Here is a 21,757-nt window from a genome sequence, read left to right on the forward strand (position 1 = left end):
ATTGGTTACGCTGCTGCAACCACGATCGGCGGGCGCACGTGCAGTGCGTGTCCTCGCCCTATGCGCGGGGCCAGTGGCAGCCACCGTTTGCTAGGCAGTGCGGATCACGCGACGCGACTGATCCAAGCGCTTCGATGGGAGCGCGCTGGTCAACGGGCAAGCCAATCCCCCTCTACGGGGAGCGGAGAAACCTTGGCGGACGCGGCCGGGCCGTCGACGAGCCGCAACCTGATGCCCAAACGGCACAAGCGCGCTTGCCTCGTGGCGGACAAGTCCTGCCGAACTATGTCTGACCGCGCAGCACCGGGCGCGGCAACGGCCCCGTCAATCTGCGCGTCGGAGTCCCGTGCTCGCACGCGGGGCGCTGCGGCTGTGGAAGTCGACGATGCCGCCGCGCAGAGGACGCGAACGGTGGGCAGGCGCGGCAGTCGGGCGCAGCGTCCTGCGACACCTGCCTGGTGCTGTCCTGCCGCATCGCCGATCCGGAGCGGCTCGCATCTGTCCAGGCGGCCCGCCGCATCCGCACCGACGCGCACTCGAATCGCAGCCGCTGAAACGCAAAAGCCCCGGACGCAAGGTCCGGGGCTGCCACGAAGATCTGCTGAACGCTGTGGACACCTGTTTGAGGGCAGCAGGCTCCGAAGGGGGCTCGTCTCGTCCCTTCCAGGACGACGCTCGTACTGCCGATTGCTCTTCCGGACCTGCGGAACGCGCGCCCTGCAGAGGGCCGCGCGGACCGCATTACTCAGTGCACAACCGGACGCCGGCGCACGCGAGGGGACGTTCAGCGCTGCTGCATCTCGGGCCCACTGCCTTCGGCGCTGGCAGCCTTGCCGCCCTCGGGCCTGCGGGCGCCCACGTCGAAATGCAGCTCAAGGCCGCGGCTCCGCCACAGCTGCAGGCGGGTGTTGGCGTCCAGCGTGGGCAGACCGACTTCGACGCTCTGCTGGCCGCTGGACACCTTCAACTGCGGTCCGTTCAGTTCGTCGATGCGCCAGTCGACCAGTACGCTGCTGCGACCCTGTGCGAGCGGCAGGCGCGCCAGCGGACGGCTCTCGCCAAGGGCGCGCACCAGCAGCTCGAAGCCGCCATGGCCATCACGTTCGATCTGCAGCGAAACGCCGCTGCGCTTGCCGTCCATCGCCTGCAGCTCGAGCACCGGCAGGCTGCTGCCGACACCGTAGCCAAGTGCCTGGGAGTCCAGCGCCAGACGCAGGCTGCGACCGGAATCGCGAGGGTCATGCAAGGCGAACTCGACGGGCAGCGGCAGACTCAGCGCAGGCAGTGATTTCAGCATCATCTCGTGGTCTTCGTAACCGCCGCCACGCGGCATCGGCGTCCAGCTGCTGAGGCAATGCCAGTTGCCCGTGGCCAGGTAGGAGGTACACAGGCCCTCGTCCAGGTTGTCGCCCCACAGCGCGCAGCCGATCGGCGGGTAGAAGTGAGCGGGCCGATCACAGCGCCAGTCCTCACGGACTTCGGCATGGGCCACCGACACCGTTGCCAGGCTGAGCATCACGAGGGTGGAAGGCTGGAGGGACAGGTTCGACACGGCGGATCTCCGATGGCTGGACGGGATGGCAACACGATCACGGCTTCTACGGCCGTGCTTGTCTACTCGCAGCCGGCAGGGCCGATCGATCAGGGTGACGACACGCCCGATGCAAGCACGCGTCGGGCGCGCAGGCAGGCGTCAGTCCCCTTCGCTTCGCTGGCCACGCAGGCGTCCGCCACTATGCGGCGGAGCAGTTCGCGCACCGGTGCTGGCGCCTGCTCCAGCATCGGCCTGGGCACGGCCATGAGGATGCGGAGTGCCTCATCGGCCCGGCCCCTCTGCAGCAGCGAATCCGCCATTCCCGCACGGAAAAAAGCCAAGGTCTGGCCCGACTCGCCGAAGACACGCAGCCCGGTCGCCAAGACTTCCTCAAACAGCTGGTCGGAGCGCGGATCCATCGGTGCGCTGCGCGCCAGCGACAGCGCCAGGTTGTACTGCGCGCGCAGGGTGGTGCCGTGCTCCGGGCCAAGTTGGCTGCGATACAGCTCTACGGCTTCCTCGAGCACCGGAACCGCCCTCGCCGAATCGCCAGTGCTGTCCAGGGCATTGGCCAAGGTATTGAGCGCTGCGGCATACACCGGCACCTCGCGCCCGTAGGCCCTCACGATGTCGTCAACAGCGCGTTGCGCCTCGGAAATCGCAGCATCGACGCGCCCCAGGCGGCGCAAGACCTCGACGCGCCGCAGACGAGCGCGCGTCAGGTTCGGATGTCCCGGGGAGTGCAGGACGGATTGTTCGGCCAGTAGCGCGTCCAGGGTCGCCAGGGAGGCTTCGTCCCGACCCTGCAGGCGCTGCAGGTAGGCGAGTTCAAGCTTGGCGTGGAAGGTCCAGACGGAGTCGTTGCCGGCCGCCAGCGCGGCACGGAAGTCGGCCTCGGCCTCTGCATAGCGTCGCTCGTACACGGCCAGGGTACCGCGCACCACATGCAGTTCCGCGGTTTGGGGGCCGCCTGCCTCCACATAGTCATGCAGCGCCGCATGGGCGGCCTGCAGGCGGTCGCCGAGCGTGTCCGCACGCGCCTTGAGCAGCCGCAACGCCTGCGCTTCCGCGGGCGTGGCGATGCCCGTGGCCAGCGCCTGCGCGGCGAGGCCTGCGGCGTTCTCCGACAGGCCGAGACCGAGCTCGACGTCCGCGATGACTCCGGCCAGGCTCGCGTAGAGCTCGGGCTGGACCGTGCGCAGACTGTCGAGATCGGCACGTGCCGCCGCCATCACCTGGCGTGCCGACAGGTCGGCGCCCGCACTGCGTGCAGGGTCGGCGGCGTAGAACGCGGCCTTGAGGAAGTCGATGGCCTGCTCCGCGCGATCGCGTTCGCGGCGCACCTCCATCGTCTGCTGCAGGATCACCGCACCGAGAACAAGGGCGGCAATACAGCCCGCCGCCACGCCGGCCACGGCATAGCGATGGCGGCCCAGAAACTTGCGCAGGCGATACCAGTGCTGTCCGCCGCGTGCGCTGACCGGGCGCTGTTCAAGATAGGCGGAGATATCGGCATCGAAGTGCTCCAGCGTGGCGTAGCGTTCACCGACGCCCTTGCGGAGCGCGCGCTCCACGATGGCGTCGAGATCCCCGCGCAGGCTGCGGACAAGCGACTGAGGCCGCACGTGCCCGCGCGCGAGCGCGACCACCGACGCCGCCTGGCTGGCACGCCGGCTCGGAGCCTCGGGCGGCGTATGCAGGATCAAGCGCTCGATCTGACCCGGGCTCAGGCCTTCGAAGTCGAAGGGCGGGCTGCCGCACAGCAGCTCGTAAAGCAGCACGCCGAGTGCATAGACGTCGCAGCCGACCGTGACGGGTTCGCCCCGCCACTGCTCGGGCGCCGCATGCGAAAGCGTGAAGTAGCGCTCAGCCGTGCCGGTGACCTGGTCACCAGCGGCGTCCAGCGGCTTGGCGATGCCAAAGTCGAGCAGCTTGGCCTGACCCGCGGCATCGACCAGGATGTTCGAAGGCTTCAAGTCGCGGTGGACGATCAGATTGCGGTGAGCGTGCGAACAGGCGGCGAGCACCTGCCGGAACAGGCGCAGGCGGGCATCGAGGTCCAGTCCGCGGACATCGCAGTGGCGGGTAATCGGTTCCCCGCGCACGCGCTCCATCGCCACCCAGGGCGTGCCATCTTCGGCGCTGCCGGCATCGAGCAGGCGACAGATGCCGGGGTGATCCAGCGCCGCGAGCATGCGTCGTTCGCTGGAGAAGCGGCGCAGCAGCGCAGGATTGACCATCTGCCGGCTGACCAGCTTGACCGCGACTTCCTGCTCGAACTCGCCATCGGTGCGGCGGGCGGCGTGGACACGCCCCATGCCTCCGCGTCCGATCTCCTCTCCCAGCAGGTAGCGGCCCAGGGTCTGACCGCTGTAGTCGCGCTCTTCGAAGGGGTCGTCGAAGTCACCGGTGAGGCGCTCAAGGGCGGACACGGTATGCGCGTCACGCAGACGCAAATCGCGCGCGATCAGCCGCTCAAGCTCGACGCGCAGCGCAGTGTCGGAACCCGTCTGCGAAGCGATGTAGCGCTCGCGCTCGCCCCGCGGCATGTCCACCGCGATGTTGAACAGCTGCAGCAACCGCTTCAGGCGATCCGGATCTCGCGTGCTCGAACTCAAGGCGACCTCGTCAACGCGGGGCGTCCGGGATGTCGAGGCGCTCCGCCAGCCAGGTGCGAGCAAAGCGCCATTGGCGGCCAACGGTGGCGGTTGAGGAGCCCATGACCGTTGCGATCTGCTCGACTGCAAGCCCGGAGAACAGGCGCAGCTCAACCACCCTGGCGCAGTCGGGGTCAGACTCCGCGAGCTCGGTCAGCGCCTGGTCCACAGCCAGCCAGTCGACCATGTCCGGCTGCATCGGCAGCTCGCCCAGGGCGACGTCCTCCAACTGCACGAAGGGCAAACCACCGCCGCGCTTCTCGGCGCTGCGCTCGCGCAGGTAGTCGACCACCACGCGGCGAATCACGGTCGCGGCAATCGCGAAGAAGTGGTCGCGATTCTTCCAATCCACGACCTTCTGCGGCGCCAGCCGTTCGTAGGCCTCGTGGGCCAGCTCGGTGGCACTCAGGGTCAGGACGCGCGAGTTGCGTCGCACCTGGGCACGCGCCATGTCGCGCAGCACCGGGTAGATGCTGCGCACAAGGCGATCTTCGGCAGACCGGTCGCCACGGTGCCAGTCGGCCAGCAGGGCGGTGATGGCAGCCTCACGCCCGGGAGGTAGTTCTTCAGCCACGGCCGCCACAAGTTCAGGCGATTCGGAGTGCAAGACTAGCATCGTGGCGATCCTCCCAGTGTCGACGCCCAAGCCCATGCGGTTGGTTCGGCGGGCTCACCAGGTCTACTCGCAGCCGCGGCAGGCGATCGATCAATCCACCAGTACAGCCCCATGCCGGCGGGGCATCAGGGCCACTTCGCAGTCGGGAATTCTGCGGATGGCTCAGTCAGCCACGGGGCTCGCCTCGACCTCGAAGCCATCGGCAAAGACGGCCTTGCCCTGCCCGGTCAGCGATTCCATCCGGAGTTCACCGATGGCACCGACGGTCAGCGCATGGTTGTGCGAGCGGACCACGCCGCCGGCCTGCAGTCGTGTGACGGTCTCGACGCCCAGCGTCGGGGCGGCGGTATGGCGCAGCCGCAGGCTGAGTGCCGCCGGGCTGCCGCCGCTGTTGGCCCAGAGCAGACGGGGGCTGGTTTCATCCGGGCTGTCGACGTCGACTCCCCCGACTTCAAGCGTGCCGGCCCGCACGCGCAGCGGCACGCGCACGAAGTCGCTGACGCCCGGCAGGCTCAGCGCGCCGCTGTCGACCATCGCTCCCGGCGCCACGCCTTCGAAGCGCAGGGTGGGCGGCAGACTCGGCAGCAGGTCGAGTGCCGGCAGGGCATCCAAGGTCAGCACCCAGCGGTTGGAGAACAGTCCGCCGATCTCGGTGATGCCGGTGCCGAAGCCGAGCAGCTGGGCGCTGTCGGGCAGATAGGCCAGGGCCGAGAGGCTGTGATCGCGGGCGCTGGACGCAAAGCGCCCGAAAAAGCCGCCGCTGAAGCCGACCCCCTGCGGATAGACCGCCACCAGCGCACCGCTGACGCTGGCGTCGGTGTAGCTGCCCACGGCGACGGCACCGGCATTCGGCAGCAGCTGCACGTCGCGAACGGTGTGGAAGTTGTCGAGCTCCTCCGAGGCCGAGGCCATCAGCTGGCCGTTGCCATCGAACTGCCAGAGGTAGGGCGCGTTGCTGCCCCCGGCGGTGCTGAAGCCGCCGACCAGGATCACCCCCTCGGGCGAGACATCGGCCGCGCTGCCGACGGTGCGCAGGCCGGTGTTGCTGGCGCGGCGATGGGCGTAGAGCCGTGGCTCGCCGCCGTTGAAGTCAGGATCGACGCTGCCGTCGGCGCGCAGGCGCCGCATCAGCAGCTCGCTCTGGCCGGTCAGGAAGTTGCTGGCGGTGCCGACCAGCTGGATGCGTCCGTCGGCCAGCAGGCCGATCCCGCTGAAGGCGGGTTCCGGCAGGAAGGTCTGGAACTGGTTGGGGCTGGGCAGCCCGGGCTGACGGAAGAAGCCGTCGGAGGCGAAGCTGGTATCGAGGCTGCCGTTCGGGTCCAGACGCAGCGCCACCGCCAGCCGCTCACCGCCGCCGTTCAGCGACGGCTGACTGCCGGCCATCAGGATCCGACCATCGGCCTGCAGGGCCAGCGTGTGGGCCTCGTCGGCGCCGAGCGTCGGATCGAAGACGAAGGGCGTGAAGCCCGGCGCGGGGTCGCCGTCGGCATCCAGCTTGACCACACGCGTGAAGCTGTCGCTCGGCGAGTCCGGGTTGGCCAGGGTGTAGGCCAGCAGCACGCCGCCGTCCGGCAGGGCCAGCAGGCTGCGCGCACCGAGATTGATGGCGGCGCCGTGCTGCAGGCTGAAGTTGAAGCTCGGGTCGGGGCTGCCATTGGCCGCGACGCGGCGCGCCAGCAGGTATACGGGGGCGACCTCGCCGCGCTGGATGGCGGTTCCCGCCACCGTATAGCTGCCATCGGCGTGCACGGCCAGCGCCGCACCCAACGCATTGTTGGCCTCGCCGAAAGGGCTCAGGTACTGCACGCCCTCGGGATCGAACTGGGCCTGCGCAGTCGCCGGCAGCAGCGCGGCCAGCGGCAGCGACGAAAGGGTCAGGCGAAGCAGGACGCGCAGCGCGAGGTTCATGCGGGGCTCGGCGCGAAGGGGAGGATGTGCGGGATACGCAGTCCAAACGGCAATCCCGACATCCGCTCAGGGGCTCTCCCTTGCCCCTGCGACATCGTGTCCCATCGACCATTCACGCCGCCGACGCTAGGCTCGCGCGCATCGCCCTGTGGATGCCCGCCATGCTGCTTCGCGCCCTCGCCTGTTCCCTGCTGCTCTCCGCCCTGCTGCCAGCGGCGCCTGCTGTCGCCACTGAGGCGTCGACGCTGCACCTCGACGGCGCCTGGGTGCGGCCGATGCCGCCCGGCGCGCGCGTCGGCGGCGGCTATGTCGAGATCCACAACGCGGGCGACACAACACGCCGTCTGCTCGGCGCGGAAAGCCCGCGGGCGTCGAGCATGGAAATCCACACCATGACCGAGGTCGAGGGTGTGATGCGCATGCGCCGCCTGCCCGACGGCATCGAGATTCCCGCCGGGGCCACGGTCACACTGAAGCCGGGCGCCGAGCACCTGATGTTCTTCAACCCGGAGCCGGCCTTCGCAGAAGGCGAGCGGATTCCGGTCACCCTGCGCTTCGACGGCGAAGAATCCATCACCGTCGAGTTCGAAGTGGCGGATCGCAGCGGCAAGCCGGCCGGCGCGCACGCCCAGCACTGACGGCAGCTCAGGCGCCGCCCGAAGCGGCGCTTCGGCGATTTCCCGCGCGAAGACCTGAAGCGCCGCGCGGCCTGCGCCCCTCAGCGGAAGCCGTAGACCAGGCCGATGAAGGCCCGACGCTCGCTGCCGCGATCGACCAGCGGGCTGTCGGTGATCTCCGAGGGCAGATCGTCGAAGGACACGCGCGCGAACAGGCTCCACTGGCCGCCCAGCGGCGCCAGCGCGTTCACCGCGATCCGCGGCACCAGCGCCGAGTCGGCGCGATAGGCCGGCCGCAGCGCGGTGGCCTCGTCGGCGCGCACCCCGAAGTAGTAGTCGACCAGATCCTCGCTCTGCCAGCGCAGGCCGAACTCGGGCTGCACGCGGAAGGGCCCCTGGCCGAAGTCGCCGCGCCACATCAGGTCCAGCTCCTGGCCGCCGCTGCGGTTGAGCGCGTCGGTGAACGCCGCGAACTCGATGCGGCCCGGGCCGAGCGCGCGGCTGGCCGAGGCACCGAGCTCCAGCGAGCGCTCGCGCTCGGCCATGCCGGCGAAGACCGGCGAATCCTCGGCCTCGAAGCCGTCGAGGCGGGCGCGGGCAATCAGCTCGACCTGGATGTCGGCGCCAGGGTCGAGCTTCCAGCCAAGATTGAGCCCGCGGAAGTACAGCCGCTCGCCCTCGTACTGCACGAAAGGCACAAGGATGTTGTCGCTGTCGGCCTGGCGATAGGGCGTGTCGCGAACGATGCCCATGACCCCAGCACTCCAGGTCGGCGGGCCGCGCCGATCGTTCTGGGCCTGCGCATCAGGAGAGGGCAACGCAAGCAGGGCAAGCAGGCCGAGCGAAGCCAGCGGGCTGGCAAAGGACATGGGCAGGCGCCGGACAGTGAAGGAGATGCGGAGCCTGAGGGGGCCGGCGGCAAGGCGGCGTCAAGCTTGCCTGCGGAGCGCATGTGGGCGGGCGGATCGCAGCCAGCGCAGGACCCCCACCTGTCGCCCTGCCCAGTGCGCCAGCGGTGCACCCTGCGCGGACCCTCGGTTCGCCCGAATCAGGGGCATGGCGTCAATGGTCTTCCTGTGGTGCGCGTGCTGGGCGCCGGCCGCCGCGTGACTTCCCTCAAGGCATTGCCCGCTCCAGCCACGCAAGAAACGCCGGGCCTCGATCAGGTCGGGGCGGCACATCGCGCGCTCGGGCTTCAGCCCACCCGCTCCCGCAGGTGCAGGATGTTGCCCTCGGGGTCGCAGACATTGCGCACGCGCAGGCCGGGGCCGGGCCAGATCGGGCCGTGGAGGCGCCCCCCGCAGGTTTCGACCTCGCGCTCGGCCTCGGCCAGGCTGGGCACGGTGAAGAAGGGCTTGATGGCCTGGGTCTCGCGCGGCTCGGGCGGTGATGCAATCACCACCTGCGCGGCGACCTGCGGCGGCAGGGCGTGCAGCAGGAGCTGCGCGTCGGCGCCGCTCAGCACCCGATGCATCTCATCGGCATGCACTTCGCGCAGGCCCAGCACGCGCTGGTAGAACTCCGACATGCGCTCAAGCTGCTTGGCGTAGATCAGCACGCCGGTATTCGATGTCATGGTCGTTGCACTCGCGCCGGTGGGGGGGCTGCGCGGCGCGACTCAGCGCGTCGCCCGCTCCAGCCGCGTCAGCCAGGCCAGGGCCTCGGCCGCATCCGCGCCGCACATCGCGGGCTCGGGCTTCAGGGCCGAGCACACCGCCGGCCGCTCGGGCTGCCCGAAGATCCGGCAGCGGTTCTTCTCATCAAGCTGCACGCAGCGCACGCCCGCGGGCTTGCCCTGCGGCATGCCGGGGATCGGGCTGCTGATGCTGGGCGCGATGCAGCAGGCACCGCAGCCGGCCCGGCAGGCGATCACCGGCAGGGCCTCTGCGGCATCGGCTCAGTCCGCCGTGTGCAGTTCATTGGCGCGGGCACGCAGGGCGGCATAGACCTCGTCGGTCTGCGGACGCACGCCGTGCCAGCGCAGGAAGCTCTCCGCCGCCTGTTCGATCAGCATGCCGAGGCCGTCGACCGCGTGCTCGCAGCCGCCGGCGCGGGCCCAGGACAGGAACGGAATCGCCGCCTCGCCATAGCTGAGGTCCACGCACAGCGCGCGCGGCGCCAGCAGGCTGAAGGGCAGGTCGAGGCTGCCGCCGAGTCGCCCCGCCGAGGTGGCATTGATGATGAGTTCAAAGCTGCCCTGCTCGCCCATGTCCTGCCAGTAGCGGGTCTTGACGCGGTCGGGTTCGCCAAGGATGTCGGCCAGCTTGTCGGCGCGCTCCGGGCTGCGGTTGACGATCATCAGCTCGGCCACGCCCGCTTCGATCAACGCGGGGGCGACGCCGCGCGCCGCACCACCGGCGCCGATCATCAGGCAGCGGCGTCCACGCAGGTCGAGGCGCTCGCGCTCGGTGAGGTCGCGGATCAGGCCGGCGCCGTCGGTGTTGTCGCCCAGCCAGCCGTCGCCCTGGCGGATCAGGGTGTTCACCGCGCCGGCGTGGAAGGCGTACTCGCTCACTTCCTTGCACAGGGCATAGGCGGCCTCCTTGTGCGGCAGGGTGATGTTGGCGCCGCGGCCACCGGCGGCAGCGAAGGCAGCGATCGCGGTCGCGAAGTCCTCCGGGCTGGCCTCGATGGCGCGGTAGTCGAGGTCGATCCCGCACTGCTTGCCGAACTCGGCGTGGATGAAAGGCGACAGCGAATGGCTGATCGGCTGGCCGAAGACGGCGAAGTGCTGGGTCATGGCAGGCTCCTCGATGCGGATGCGGATGCGGATGCGGGGTCAGGGCTTGGACTCTAGCAGTTTGCACTGCGCCCCCCGGCGGGCGCGCGCGTGCCGCAAAGTCGGATCGGTCGCTTGCCTGCGGCGCGCGACTCAGCGCGGGTCTTCAGTCACCGCCCGGGCTGCGCGCAGGCTCAGGCGCGAACGGGTGAGCGGGCACGCGAGCGAGCAGGGCACAGCTCACGATGGGCCAGGGCCCAGGCGATGCGCGCAGTCAGCGCGCGGCGTCCAGCGCGTAGCAGGTGAGGATGGCATCGGCGCCGGCGCGCTCGATCCGGCGCGGACGCGCTATGGCATCCTCCGGGCTTTCGCGTATCCGGGGTTGATCGATGCCGTTGAGCTGGAACGAGATCAAGGACCGCGCCCTGCGCTTCTCGCGCGACTGGGCGCAGGAGTCGTCGGAGGACGCCGAGGCCAAGAGCTTCTGGGACGGCTTCTTCCACATCTTCGGCATCAGCCGCCGCCGCGTCGCCACCTTCGAGCGCAAGGTCAAGAAGCTCGACGGCCGCGACGGCTACATCGACCTGCTCTGGCGTGGCGTGCTGCTGATCGAGCACAAGTCGCGCGGCAAGGACCTCGACCGCGCCCATGCCCAGGCCCGCGATTACTTCGCAGGCCTCAGCGAAGCCGAGCTGCCGCGCTGGCTGCTGGTCTCCGACTTTGCCCGCTTCCGCCTCTACGACCTCGAAAGCGCCGAGCCGCCGGTGGAGTTCGCCATCGGCGAGCTGCACAAGCATGTGCGCCGCTTCGGCTTCATCGCCGGCTACCAGGCGCGCAGCTACCAGGAGGAAGACCCGGTCAACGTGCAGGCCGCCGAGCGCATGGGCCGCCTGCACGATGCGCTGAAGGCCTCGGGCTACGAGGGCCACGCGCTCGAAGTGCTGCTGGTGCGCCTGCTGTTCTGCCTGTTCGCCGACGACACCGGCATCTTCGAGCGCAATGCCTTTACCGAGCTCCTGAACCAGCGCACCGGCGAGGACGGCGCCGACCTCGGCCAGTGGCTGACCCAGCTGTTCCAGGTGCTCAACACCTCGCGCGAGCGCCGGCAGCGCAACCTCGACGAGCAGCTGGCCGAGTTCCCCTACGTCAACGGCCGCCTGTTCGACGAGTTCCTGCCGATCCCGGCGTTTGATGCGCGCATGCGCGCCACCCTGCTGGAGGCCACCACGCTGGACTGGAGCCGCATCAGCCCGGCCATCTTCGGCTCCATGTTCCAGTCGGTGATGGACGCCAAGGCCCGCCGCAACCTGGGCGCGCACTACACCAGCGAGAAGAACATCCTGAAGCTGATCGGCCCATTGTTCCTCGATGAGCTGAAGGCAGAGCTGGAAAGGATCGGCGGCAACACCGCGCGGCTCAAGAGCTTCCATATCAAGCTGGCCAACCTGCGCTTTCTCGACCCGGCCTGCGGCTGCGGCAATTTCCTGGTCATCGCCTACCGCGAGCTGCGCCTGCTGGAGCTGGAGGTGCTGAAGCGCCTGTATGCGGTGCAGGACAGCCTGCTGACCCGCGTCTCCGAGCACGTCGCGGTGGACGTGGACCAGTTTTACGGCATCGAGATCGAAGAGTTCCCCGCGCAGATCGCACAGGTCGCGCTGTGGCTGATGGACCACCAGATGAACACCCGCGTCGGCGAGCAGTTCGGCGAATACTTCGCCCGCCTGCCGCTGGTGAAGTCGGCCACCATCGTGCATGGCAACGCGCTGCGCATCGACTGGAACTCGGTGGTGCCGAAGGAGAGGCTGAGCTACATCCTGGGGAATCCGCCGTTCTCAGGCGCGATGGTGATGGACGACACCGCGCGCTCGGCCTTCGCGGAGGCGTTCTCTGATCTGCCCGGGGCTGGCGTGCTGGACTTCGTGGCTGCGTGGTACTGGCTGGCTGCCAAGTACATCCAGGACACCCGGATCGAGGTTGGCTTTGTGTCGACCAACTCGATCTGCCAGGGCGAGCAGGTGGGCCTGCTATGGCGGCCCCTGTTGGAGCGCTGGAAAGTGCAGATCAACTTCGCGCACCGGACCTTCAAGTGGTCGAATGAGGCGCGCGGCACGGCCGCTGTTCACTGCGTCATCGTCGGCTTTGGCCTTCTGCCTCGACACGAGAAGACGATATTCGACTATGCGACGCTGGATTCGGAGCCACTCGCATCAAAGGCGACAAACATCAATCCCTATCTGTTCGATGGAGCCAACGTCCTTCTCGAAAATCGCCGACACCCACTCTGCGGGGTGCCAGATCTCAGATTCGGAAGCATGCCGCGTGATGGTGGGAACCTGATCCTCTCGGAAGAGGAGTATCACCACCTCGTCGAAGCAGAGCCTGATTCGGCCCGCTGGCTGCGACCGTACGTAGGGGCTGAGCAATACATCAGCGGGCGATGGAGATGGTGCATCTGGCTGGATGGTGTCGAGCCCTCTGCTTATCGTGGATCGCGCGCAGTAATGGCAAGAGTTGAGCTCACTCGGCAGTTCAGGCAGGCCAGTAAGGCAAGCTCAACGCGTAACTTTGCAGCTACTCCTGGAGTTTTTTGCCAGATCGCGCAACCAACTGCGGACTACTTGCTCGTGCCAGCGATCACGACGCAACGACGTCGGTATGTTCCGTTGGGCTTCATGCCACGCGAGGTGATCGCGAACAACAAGCTGTATGTGGCCCAAGGGGCCACAAAGTTACATCTGGGCGTTCTTTCGTCGGAGATGCACATGGCATGGATGCGCTACACCTGTGGGCGCATGAAAAGCGATTTCAGCTACTCGCGCGACATCGTCTACAACAACTTCCCCTGGCCCGAACCGCTGGACGACAAGGCGCGCAGCGCCATCGAAGCCGCCGCCCAGGCTGTGCTCGATGCCCGCGCCGCCTTTCCCGACAGTACGCTGGCCGACCTCTACGACCCGCTGTCGATGCCGCCGGCCCTGGTGAAAGCCCACCAGCAGCTCGACCGCGCTGTCGATGCCGCCTACACCGCGGTCGAGAAGGCCGCCGGCCGCAAGGCGCCCAAACTCGGCACTGACGCCGAACGCGTCGCCTTCCTGTTCGAACGCTACCAGGCCCTGACCAGCCTGCTGCCAGCCGAGAAGCCGAAGCGCGGGCGCGCCAAGGCTAGGGCTTCACAGGTGGACGGCGCGGCGTGAGCGCAAGCGCTGGCAACCCCTGGCGAGCACTGCCAGTCGCGGCACCCTTCGTTCCGGCCTGCGATGCGCCTTGGCTGCCGCTGCTGCAGTCGCCTGTGGCGGAAGGCGACGAGGAGAGCGCGAGCGCGGCGCTGGCTCTCGATCTACAGCCCGAGCCCTTCTTCGGTCCACACGAGGCGCCGGTGGTGGTGCTGCTGTTGAACCCGGGTTTGAGCGAGGACGATGCCCGCCATCATTTGCGCGGTGAGTTCACCCTCGCGCTGCGGGCGCATGTGCAAAGCGAGCGCGGCGCACCGCACTTCCACCTGCTGGACCCGAGCCACGGCCCCGGCCATCGCTGGTGGCTGCGCCAGGTCGGGCCCGTGCTCAAGGCGTCCGGCTGCAGCGTCGAACAGCTGGCCGCGCGCCTGCTGTGCATCGAGTTCTTCCCCTACCACTCGCGCTCCTTCGCCCACGCCCATCTGCGCCTGCCCTCGCAGCGCTTCAGCTTCGCGCTGCTGCAGCGGGCGATCCGCCGCGGTGCGCTGGTGCTGTGCATGCGCGGCTATCGCCACTGGTGCGGCGCGGTGCCGGAGCTTGCGAGCTATGCGGGCCTGCTGCGACCGAAGAACCCGCGCTCGGCGTCCTTGAGCGCGGGCAATCTTGGGGCGGAGGGCTTCGCGAGGGTGCTAAGCGCGCTCGACGTCGGCCTTGCTGGCACGCTAGCGCGGGGGGTCTGAATGGAGGGCGCCGAGCAGGTGTTCGCGCCGATGGCTCAAACAGTTTCTGTCATCCGGGCGCCCGACCTCGGGCCGCCCTGCGCTTGAGGCGAAGATGCGAAGGACAACGTGCGTTCGAGCAGTGTGCCGCTCATGGTGGGCCAGGGCCCACCCTATGGATGTGGGGCTTCACGCGGCCGGCGCGCGCTGGCTGGGGCCGCGGCGCGAGGGTAGGTCCGCCATGAGCAGTGCACAGCCCGCGGCGGGCCAGGGCCCACCCTAGGCGCTCAGCTCCCGCGCAGCCAGCGCGCGGCGTCCAGCGCGTAGTAGGTGAGGATGGCGTCGGCGCCGGCGCGCTTGATCGACAGCAGCGACTCCAGCGCCACCGCGCGCTCGTCGAGCCAGCCGTTCTGGGCGGCGGCCTTGACCATCGCGTACTCGCCGCTGACCTGGTAGACGAAGGTCGGCGCGCCGAAGCGGTCCTTCACCCGCCGCACGATGTCGAGGTAGGGCAGGCCCGGCTTGACCATCACCATGTCGGCGCCCTCGTCGAGATCGAGGCCGACCTCGCGCAGGGCTTCGTCGGAGTTGGCCGGGTCCATCTGGTAGGTGTACTTGTTGCCCTTGCCGAGGTTGCCGGCCGAGCCGACGGCGTCGCGGAAGGGGCCGTAGAAGCTGCTGGCGTACTTGGCCGAATACGCGAGGATGCGGGTGTGGATGTGGCCCGCCGCTTCCAGCGCGGAACGAATCGCGCCGATGCGGCCGTCCATCATGTCCGACGGCGCGACCACGTCGGCGCCGGCCTCGGCGTGGCTCAGCGCCTGCTTGACCAGGGCTTCGACGGTCTCGTCGTTGACGACGTAGCCGCTGGCGTCGATCAGGCCGTCCTGGCCGTGAGTGGTGAAGGGGTCCAGGGCGACATCGGTGATCACGCCGAGACCCGGATGCCGCGCCTTCAGGGCGCGCACCGCGCGCTGGGCCAGACCCTGCGGGTTCCAGGCCTCGGCCGCGTCCAGCGACTTGGCTTCGGGTGGCGTCACCGGGAACAGGGCCAGCGCCGGAATGCCGAGTTCGACCGCTTCATCGGCGAGCTTCAGCAGCAGATCGATCGACAGCCGCTCCACACCCGGCATCGAGCCGACCGGCTCGCGCAGGTTCTCGCCCTCGCGCACGAACACCGGCAGGATCAGGTCGTCCGCGCTCAGGCGATGTTCGCGCATCAGCCGGCGCGAGAAATCGTCGCGGCGCATGCGGCGGGGGCGGGTGTGCGGGTAGGCCATGGCGGGCTCCGGTCGATTCGGGAAAGGCGCGCAGTGTAAGGCTGAGCCTGTCTGCGCTCGTTGATCGCGATCGCCTGGCCGTATCCTGCGCGGCGATGACCGTCGACGCCCTGCCCCTGCCTGCTCAACGCTCCGCCCTGGCCTCGCCGCCCGTGCGGCGCCTGCTGTGGCTGCTTGGCGTGCTTGCCGTGCTCGGCTTGGTTGGCCCGCTGATCACCGGCAGCGAGGCGGCCTGGAAGCCCGACTGGGAGGCGCTGTCCGAGCCGCCTTCGTGGCAGCACTGGCTGGGCACCGATGCCATCGGCCGCGACGTGCTGGCGCGCAGTCTGATGGGCCTGCGCATGTCGCTGCTGATCGGCGTGTGCGCGACTTTCGTCGCCCTGCTGATCGGGCTCGCCTACGGCGCCTGGGCCGGGCTCAGCGGCGGCCGCAGCGAGCGCCTTATGATGCGCGCGCTGGACGTGCTCTCCGCCCTGCCCTTCCTGCTGCTGGTGATCCTGCTGCTGGCCCTGTTCGAGCGCTCGCTGTGGCTGCTGCTCGCCGCCATCGCCGGGCAGGCCTGGATCGATCTGGCGCGGGTGATGCGCGCCGAAGCTGCACGCCTGCGCGACAGCGGTTTCGTGCTGGCCGCGCGCGCCGCCGGCGCCGGGCGTCTCGACCTGCTGCGCCGGCATGTGATTCCCAACCTGCTGCCGCTGGCCCTCGTCTATGCCGGCCTGATCGCCGCCAACGTGGTGCTGATCGAGAGCTTTCTCGGCTTTCTGGGGCTCGGCCTCAGCGAGCCTTGGGCGGGGCTGGGCGCGCTGCTGGGCGAAGGCGCGCAGGAGCTCGACACCGCGCCCTGGGTGCTGATGGGTCCGGCCCTGCTGCTCTGCGCGCTGCTGCTGACCTTCCAGCGCCTGGGTGAAGCGCTGCGCGATGCGCTGGATCCGCGGCTGGTCGACGCTGCCCCGCAGGCGTCCGCTTCGGGCGAGTCCCGCATCGAGCCCAGCGCCGATGCGAAGCTCCACACGAGCGACGCAGACACCGCGATCGCCGTCGAGGATCTCACCATCACCCTGCCCGACGGCCGCGCGATCGGCCCGCTGTCCTTCGCGCTGGCGCGCGGCGCCTGCCTCGGCCTGATCGGCGGCTCGGGTTCGGGCAAGAGTCTGTCGGCGCTGGCGCTGACCGGGCTGCTGCCGCGCGGACTGCGTGCGCAGGGGCGGCTGCAGCTGGGTGATCGCTGCATTGATCTGGCCGAACCGCTGCCGACGGGGCTGCGCGGGCGCGCGATCGGCATGGTCTTCCAGGACCCGCTGGCCAGCCTGCATCCGCTGCGCACGGTGGGCAGCCAGCTGCGCGAGAGCCTGCTCCAGCTGCGCGGCCTGCGTGGCGCGGCGCTGGAGTCAGCGGCGCGGGCGGCGCTGATCGAAGTCGGGCTGGGCGAGGGCGCGGCAGGGGACGCCGCCGAGCCTGGTGCTTCTGCGCACGCCTCCCACGAACCGACCGCGGGCAAGGCGTCGTCGCGCGAAGCGCACGGTCGGACAGTCGAGCGCTTCCTGCAAGCCCTACCCCGCCAGCTCAGCGGCGGCCAGCGACAGCGGGTGATGATCGCGCTGGCCCTGTGCGGGCAGCCGCAGCTCCTGATCTGCGACGAGGCCACCAGCGCGCTCGATCTGCTGAGCCAGCATGAGGTGCTGGAACTGCTGGAGCAGCTGCGCCGCGAGCGCGGCCTCGCCCTGCTGTTCATCGGCCACGATCTCGACGTGGTGGCGCGTCTGGCGGATCAGCTCTGCGTGCTGGAGCGCGGGTGCGTGGTCGAGCAGGGGCGGACGACCGACGTCCTCGCGAAGCCGCAGGCCGGCTATACGCAGCGCCTCCTGGCGGCGCGCGACGCCGGTGCTGCGCCTGAGCGCCACATCCGCGCACAGGGCAGCCCGGCGGCCGCCCACGCCGACGATCACCCGCGCACGCCGACGGCTGCGTCGGTGTCATCGCTCCCGCCCACCGTGGCCGAAGTGACTTCGCCCCTGCTGCGCCTGCGCGGATTCGGCCTGCGCTACCCGCGCGCCGAACGCGCCGCCGTGCGGGGCGTGGCGCTGGCGCTCGCGCGGGGCGAGTGCCTGGCCGTGCTCGGCGCCTCCGGCAGCGGCAAGAGCTCGCTGGTGCGCGGCCTGCTGCAGCTCACCGAGGCGCGCATCGAGGGCGAGGCCTGGCTGCAGGACGCGCCGCTGCACGCACTGCGCGGTGCTGCGCTGCGCCGGCTGCGCCCGCGTGCACAGATCGTCTTCCAGGACCCCTACAGCTCGCTCGATCCGCGCCAGCGCATCGCCGACCTACTGGCCGAGCCGCTGTCCCTGCATGGCCGGCGCTGCACGCGCGACCGACTGGTGCAGGCCCTGAACGAAGTCGGGTTGGAATCCGATGCGCTGGAGCGCTATCCACATGCCTTCTCCGGCGGCCAGCGCCAGCGCATCGCCATCGCCCGCGCGCTGATGCTTGAACCGGCGCTGCTGGTCTGCGACGAGGCGGTCAGCGCGCTCGATGCCATCAGCCGCCGCCAGGTGCTGGACTTGCTGCGCGACCTGCAGCGCGCGCGGGGCTTGAGCCTGCTGTTCATCACCCATGATCCAGGCGCGGCGGCCGCACTGGCCCAGCGCTGTGCGGTGATGTTCGCGGGCCGCGTGGTCGAAGTCGGGCCGACCGCGAGCCTGCTGTCGACACCTCGGCATGCGCACACGCAGGCCCTGATCGGCGCCTGGCGCGCCCTGCAGGCGCCCGGGCGGAGCAGCGCGGCCGTTACACTGGCGCCATGAGTTCCAAGCCTTCCTCCCTTTGGGCGCCGCGCCACTGGCCGGCCCAGCTCGGTGTCGCTGCGCTCAAGCTGGCGGCGCGCGTTCCGTGGTCCTGGCAGTTGCGCATCGGCCCGGTGTTCGGCCGCCTGCTGCGGTGGGTCGCGCGCGGCCGTCGCCGCGTGGCCGCACGCAATCTCGAACTGGTGTTTCCCGCGCTCGCACCCGCCGATCGCGCGCGACTCCTGCGCGAGCACTTCGCCGCGCTCGGCACCGGCGCGTTCGAATTCGCCCGCGCCTGGTTCGGCAGCGAGCAGCCCTGGCGGCAGGGCCTTGAGATCGAGGGCATCGAGCACCTGCAGGCGCTGGCCCGCGAGGGCCGCGGCGTACTGCTGGTGTCCGGCCACTTCACCACCCTGGAGGCCTGCGGGCGGCTCTTGACCGCGCACGTGCCGGTGGCCGGCATGTACCGCGCCCACGACGAGCCGGTGATGGAAGCCGCGGTACTGGCCGGGCGTCTGCGCTACGCCTGCGCGATGTTCAAGCGCGAGGAGCTGCGCGCGGCGATCCGCCATCTGAAGGGCGGCGGCATCCTCTGGTACGCGCCCGACCAGGACATGCTGGGCAAGGACACCGTCTTCGTGCCCTTCTTCGGTATCCCGGCGGCCAGCATCACCGCCACCCACCAGCTGGCGCGGCTGTCCGGTGCGGCCGTGGTGCCCTTCTTCCATCGTCGCGAGGGCGCGCGCTACGTGCTGCGCATCGGCCAGCCGCTGGCGGATTTCCCCAGCGCCGATGCCGCCGCCGACACCGCGCGGGTCAACGCCGCGGTCGAGGCCATGGTGCGCGAAGCGCCGGCGCAGTACCTGTGGGTGCACAAGCGCTACAAGCGCCGGCCGCCGGGCGAGCCGCCGGTGTATTGAGGCGACGGCACTCGCCACGCAGGCAGCGAGCGCCGGACGGCCGCAGCGAGCCAGCAAGCCAGCAAGGCGCTGTAGGTTGGGCCAAGCGCAGCGCGGCCCAACGCAGTGCGCGCCAGCGTTTCCGCGAGGTTCACCGCTGCTGCGCCGGAGGCGTTGAAACCGCCGACCGAGGCGAACCTCCAGCTCACGGTGGGTCAGGGCCCACCCTATTGCGGACGCGCTTCGTTGGGCCGCGTCCCACCCAGTTCCTCACGCGCCCGGGCGGGCCCTGGCCCACCACGAGTCCCACTCTCGCCCCGGTCTCCTCCCTCGCGGGCAGGCACCGCTCGCAGCATGGCCGAACACCTCAGCCGCGATCGCCTGCCGCCAGCGCGGCCCGCACCTTGTCCAGCTCCGCCTGCACGTCGGCGATGCCCGGGTGTTCGGGCGGCAGGCGCGCACGGCGCAGCTCGAGGGCGCGCTCCAGCTCGACCAGCGCCTCCGCCCACTGGCCCAGCGCCGCATGCGCCTTGCCGGCGCCGAAGTGGGTTTCCTCGACCACTGGATGCTCGGCCGGAAACACCCCCTGCGACAGCTCACGCGCGCGCAGGTGGCTCTGCAGCGAGCTCTGCGCATCGCCCGCGCTCAATTGGTAGTTGCCAAGGTTGGCCAGGGTCTGGATCGCGCGTGGATGGGTCTCGCCGAAGGCCGCCACGAAGCCCTCGTAGGCGCGCCGGTAGTAGGGGCCGGACTCTTCGACCTTGCCCTGCTGGCGCAGGGCGCCGGCGAGGTTGCTCGCGGTGTTCAGCGTCGCCAGGTGCTCGGGGCCGTACGCCGCCTCGCTCGCGGCCAGGTTCTGCCGCAGCACGGGTTCGGCTTCGGCGTAGCGTCGCTGCTGCAGCAGGAGCACGCCAAGACTGTTGCCGAGCCGCAAGGTGCGCGCGTGCGCTTCACCGAAGGCCGCGATATGGGCCTGCAGCAGCGGCCGCAGGAGGTTCTCGGCCTCTTCGGCACGCCCCATGTCGCTCAGCACCACCTGCTCGACATAGCCGGCCGTCAGGGGGTCGGGGTCGCCATCGGGCGTGGGCAGCATCGCCAGTTCGGCGCGCGCGGTGCGCACCGCCGCCAGGGCCTCGTCGAAACGGCCCTGGTCGCGCAAGGCCCAGGCCAGGCTCAGGCGCAGGTCCGGCGCGGCCAGCGCGTAGCGCGGATCGAAGCCGCCGACGGCGGCCAGCGCGGGCCGCAGGACGGCCTCGGCCTCCTTCGCCTCGCCGGTGATGGCAAGGGCATCGGCCAAGCGCGCCGCCAGGCGCAGGCGCGCGGGGTGCGAGGCGGGCAAACGCGATGTCGCCAGCGCATGCCCCTGACGCAGCAGTGCGATGCCGCGCTTGTGGTCGCCGACGTTGGCATAGGTGCTGCCGACCACGCCGAGCACCTCGGCCAACGCATCCGGGCGCGTGGCGAGCTGGTCCTCGGCGCGCTCGGCAGCGTCGTCGAGGATGCGGTTCAACAGGGTTCGGTCCAATCCGTCCGCGTACTGCGGATCGACGCCGGTCAGCACATCGGACATGAAGCCGCCCATCAGCCGCGCGTGCTCGGCTTCGCTGCGCGCTTCGCGCAGACCGTAGAGCGCAAAGCTGAGACCGGTCGCCAGCGCCAGCACAATGGCGAGCAGGGCCGAGGCAGCCAGCGCATGCCGGCGCAGGAACAGGCCGAAGCGGTAGCCACGCGCCTCCCCCATCACCGCCAGCGGACGCCGCTGCAGGTAGCGCTCCAGATCGAGCGCCAGGGCCTCGGCCGAGGCATAGCGCTCGGCCTGGCTCGGCGCCAGCGCGCAGCGCAGCACCTGCAGCAGTGGGCGCGGCAGCGCCGCCAACAGCGGTTCGGCGCGGCCGCGGCCAGTGGCAAGGGCGGCATCGAAACGCAGGCGCAGGCGCTGCGGATCGGCACTGTCCTCGCCCAGCGCGCCCAGTCGCGCCTCGGGCAGCAGCAGGCAGAGCAGGATCATGCCGAGCGCGTACACATCGGCGCGCGGATCGATGGCCTCGGCGGCGCCCTCGCGCTGCTCGGGGCTCATGAAGGCGCCGCTGCCGGCGGCCTCGTAGCTGTGCGCATCGCCCGGGCTGGTCGGGCCCGCATCCAACCCCAGCGCGATGCCGAAGTCGATCAGCTTGGGCTGGGGCTGGCCATCAACCTGCACCACCAGCACGTTGCCGGGCTTCAGGTCCCGATGCAGCACGCCACGGGCATGGGCATGCTGCACGCCGCGCGCGAGCGCGGCCACCAGGCGCAGGCGGGTCGGAAGATCCGGCTGGCGCTCGCGGTACCAGTCGAGCAGGGCTTCGCCGTCGATCCACTCCATCACCAGCCAGGGATGGCCTTCGGAGGTACGGCCGGCGTCGAAGACCTTGGCGATGGCCGGATGGTCCATGCGCGCCAGCGCCTGCCGCTCGACCTCGAAGTAGGCCTCGGACAGAGGGCCCAGCAGCTGCCGCTGCATCAGCTTCAGCGCCACCGGGCGACGCACCGGTTCGAGCTGCTCGGCCAGCCAGACCTCACCCATGCCACCGGCGCCGAGCGCACGCTGCAGCCGGTAGGCGCCGATGCGCAGTCCGGGCTGGGCGGCAGCGCCACCGGGCGGGGCCGGCGAAACGGCCACGGCCACGGTCGGCGCGTCCTCGTGTTCGCTGGATGGAATGCTCATGCGACCTCCGGCGCCCGAGTATGCCGCGCGCTGCGTGACAGCGCCCAGCGCACTCCGCCCGGATTCGGCCCGTCCCGCCGAGTCCCATTGCGGATCAAACGTCAGACGACGATCCGCCGTGGCCAGACAGACTGCGGGGGCGTGCGCCTGTGCT

At 70.1% G+C, this 21,757-nt stretch carries 16 protein-coding genes; 5 read left to right on the forward strand and 11 right to left on the reverse strand.

Annotated features, from left to right (window positions below; all coding sequences use genetic code 11):
* Nucleotides 1-784: 784 nt before the first annotated feature.
* The 4 genes from BLP83_RS11455 to BLP83_RS11470 form a co-directional block, all read right to left on the reverse strand.
* Nucleotides 785-1,552: a hypothetical protein gene (locus BLP83_RS11455; protein ID WP_091242781.1), complete on the reverse strand. Its 768-nt coding sequence runs from the start codon at nucleotides 1,550-1,552 to the stop codon at nucleotides 785-787.
* A gap of 89 nt (nucleotides 1,553-1,641) precedes the next feature.
* Nucleotides 1,642-4,152: a serine/threonine-protein kinase gene (locus BLP83_RS11460; protein ID WP_091242783.1), complete on the reverse strand. Its 2,511-nt coding sequence runs from the start codon at nucleotides 4,150-4,152 to the stop codon at nucleotides 1,642-1,644.
* Nucleotides 4,153-4,162: 10 nt separating this feature from the next.
* Nucleotides 4,163-4,807 carry an ECF-type sigma factor gene (locus BLP83_RS11465; protein WP_176764159.1) on the reverse strand — a complete coding sequence of 215 codons (645 nt, stop codon included), beginning with the start codon at nucleotides 4,805-4,807 and terminating at the stop codon, nucleotides 4,163-4,165.
* 162 nt (nucleotides 4,808-4,969) lie between these two features.
* A complete protein-coding gene (locus BLP83_RS11470; protein ID WP_091242786.1) occupies nucleotides 4,970-6,715 on the reverse strand; it encodes a delta-60 repeat domain-containing protein in 1,746 nt (581 codons plus the stop codon).
* A 161-nt stretch (nucleotides 6,716-6,876) separates the two neighbouring features.
* On the opposite strand from BLP83_RS11470, the gene BLP83_RS11475 reads away from it, so the two are divergent.
* Nucleotides 6,877-7,353 (forward strand): copper chaperone PCu(A)C, encoded by a 477-nt coding sequence (locus BLP83_RS11475; RefSeq protein WP_176764160.1) that lies wholly within the window; start codon nucleotides 6,877-6,879, stop codon nucleotides 7,351-7,353.
* A gap of 80 nt (nucleotides 7,354-7,433) precedes the next feature.
* On the opposite strand, the gene BLP83_RS11480 is transcribed toward BLP83_RS11475, so the two are convergent.
* From BLP83_RS11480 to BLP83_RS18895, 5 genes are all read right to left on the reverse strand, one after another.
* Nucleotides 7,434-8,201 carry a MipA/OmpV family protein gene (locus BLP83_RS11480; protein WP_091242790.1) on the reverse strand — a complete coding sequence of 256 codons (768 nt, stop codon included), beginning with the start codon at nucleotides 8,199-8,201 and terminating at the stop codon, nucleotides 7,434-7,436.
* Nucleotides 8,202-8,527: 326 nt separating this feature from the next.
* The gene (locus BLP83_RS11485; RefSeq protein WP_091242793.1) at nucleotides 8,528-8,908 is read right to left on the reverse strand and encodes a VOC family protein; all 381 of its coding nucleotides are present in this window, start codon (nucleotides 8,906-8,908) and stop codon (nucleotides 8,528-8,530) included.
* 42 nt (nucleotides 8,909-8,950) lie between these two features.
* Nucleotides 8,951-9,211: a YkgJ family cysteine cluster protein gene (locus BLP83_RS11490; protein WP_218121245.1), complete on the reverse strand. Its 261-nt coding sequence runs from the start codon at nucleotides 9,209-9,211 to the stop codon at nucleotides 8,951-8,953.
* Nucleotides 9,212-9,229: 18 nt separating this feature from the next.
* On the reverse strand, nucleotides 9,230-10,072 hold the full coding sequence (aroE, locus tag BLP83_RS11495; RefSeq protein WP_091242796.1) for a shikimate dehydrogenase: 843 nt from the start codon (nucleotides 10,070-10,072) through the stop codon (nucleotides 9,230-9,232).
* Nucleotides 10,073-10,325: 253 nt separating this feature from the next.
* Nucleotides 10,326-10,466: a hypothetical protein gene (locus BLP83_RS18895; RefSeq protein WP_218121241.1), complete on the reverse strand. Its 141-nt coding sequence runs from the start codon at nucleotides 10,464-10,466 to the stop codon at nucleotides 10,326-10,328.
* Between BLP83_RS18895 and BLP83_RS11500 the strand changes: the two genes are divergently transcribed.
* Nucleotides 10,441-13,245, forward strand: a complete 2,805-nt coding sequence (locus tag BLP83_RS11500; protein ID WP_091242797.1) for a class I SAM-dependent DNA methyltransferase — start codon at nucleotides 10,441-10,443, stop codon at nucleotides 13,243-13,245. The two genes, BLP83_RS18895 and BLP83_RS11500, sit on opposite strands and share 26 nt — an antisense overlap.
* A complete protein-coding gene (locus tag BLP83_RS11505) occupies nucleotides 13,242-13,964 on the forward strand; it encodes a hypothetical protein (RefSeq protein WP_091242800.1) in 723 nt (240 codons plus the stop codon). The genes BLP83_RS11500 and BLP83_RS11505 overlap by 4 nt, the downstream gene beginning before the upstream one ends.
* 266 nt (nucleotides 13,965-14,230) lie before the next feature.
* On the opposite strand, the gene hemB is transcribed toward BLP83_RS11505, so the two are convergent.
* A complete protein-coding gene (gene hemB / locus BLP83_RS11510; protein ID WP_091242802.1) occupies nucleotides 14,231-15,223 on the reverse strand; it encodes a porphobilinogen synthase in 993 nt (330 codons plus the stop codon).
* A 95-nt stretch (nucleotides 15,224-15,318) separates the two neighbouring features.
* Here hemB and BLP83_RS11515 point away from each other — a divergent pair, with 95 nt between their 5' ends.
* Both BLP83_RS11515 and lpxL read left to right on the forward strand, forming a co-directional pair.
* Nucleotides 15,319-18,021, forward strand: a complete 2,703-nt coding sequence (locus BLP83_RS11515; protein ID WP_091242804.1) for an ABC transporter ATP-binding protein/permease — start codon at nucleotides 15,319-15,321, stop codon at nucleotides 18,019-18,021.
* Nucleotides 18,018-18,920 carry an LpxL/LpxP family Kdo(2)-lipid IV(A) lauroyl/palmitoleoyl acyltransferase gene (gene lpxL, locus BLP83_RS11520; RefSeq protein ID WP_091242806.1) on the forward strand — a complete coding sequence of 301 codons (903 nt, stop codon included), beginning with the start codon at nucleotides 18,018-18,020 and terminating at the stop codon, nucleotides 18,918-18,920. The genes BLP83_RS11515 and lpxL overlap by 4 nt, the downstream gene beginning before the upstream one ends.
* Nucleotides 18,921-19,266: 346 nt before the next feature.
* Here lpxL and BLP83_RS11525 read toward each other — a convergent pair whose 3' ends face one another.
* Nucleotides 19,267-21,603, reverse strand: coding sequence for a serine/threonine-protein kinase (locus BLP83_RS11525; protein WP_091242809.1), 2,337 nt, complete (start codon nucleotides 21,601-21,603; stop codon nucleotides 19,267-19,269).
* Nucleotides 21,604-21,757: the final 154 nt, after the last annotated feature.

Source organism: Aquimonas voraii (genome assembly GCF_900101825.1).
Classification (GTDB): Bacteria; Pseudomonadota; Gammaproteobacteria; order Xanthomonadales; family Xanthomonadaceae; genus Aquimonas; species Aquimonas voraii.

Excerpts from the sequence above, each read along its gene's own strand:
- BLP83_RS11475 (WP_176764160.1), top strand. The coding sequence starts at position 6,877 with ATGCTGCTTCGCGCCCTCGCCTGTTCCCTGCTGCTCTCCGCCCTGCTG.
- lpxL (WP_091242806.1), top strand. The coding sequence starts at position 18,018 with ATGAGTTCCAAGCCTTCCTCCCTTTGGGCGCCGCGCCACTGGCCGGCC.
- BLP83_RS11465 (WP_176764159.1), bottom strand. The coding sequence starts at position 4,807 with ATGCTAGTCTTGCACTCCGAATCGCCTGAACTTGTGGCGGCCGTGGCT.
- BLP83_RS11480 (WP_091242790.1), bottom strand. The coding sequence starts at position 8,201 with ATGTCCTTTGCCAGCCCGCTGGCTTCGCTCGGCCTGCTTGCCCTGCTT.
- hemB (WP_091242802.1), bottom strand. The coding sequence starts at position 15,223 with ATGGCCTACCCGCACACCCGCCCCCGCCGCATGCGCCGCGACGATTTC.
- BLP83_RS11485 (WP_091242793.1), bottom strand. The coding sequence starts at position 8,908 with ATGACATCGAATACCGGCGTGCTGATCTACGCCAAGCAGCTTGAGCGC.
- BLP83_RS11500 (WP_091242797.1), top strand. The coding sequence starts at position 10,441 with ATGCCGTTGAGCTGGAACGAGATCAAGGACCGCGCCCTGCGCTTCTCG.
- BLP83_RS11515 (WP_091242804.1), top strand. The coding sequence starts at position 15,319 with ATGACCGTCGACGCCCTGCCCCTGCCTGCTCAACGCTCCGCCCTGGCC.
- BLP83_RS11470 (WP_091242786.1), bottom strand. The coding sequence starts at position 6,715 with ATGAACCTCGCGCTGCGCGTCCTGCTTCGCCTGACCCTTTCGTCGCTG.
- BLP83_RS11525 (WP_091242809.1), bottom strand. The coding sequence starts at position 21,603 with ATGAGCATTCCATCCAGCGAACACGAGGACGCGCCGACCGTGGCCGTG.
- aroE (WP_091242796.1), bottom strand. The coding sequence starts at position 10,072 with ATGACCCAGCACTTCGCCGTCTTCGGCCAGCCGATCAGCCATTCGCTG.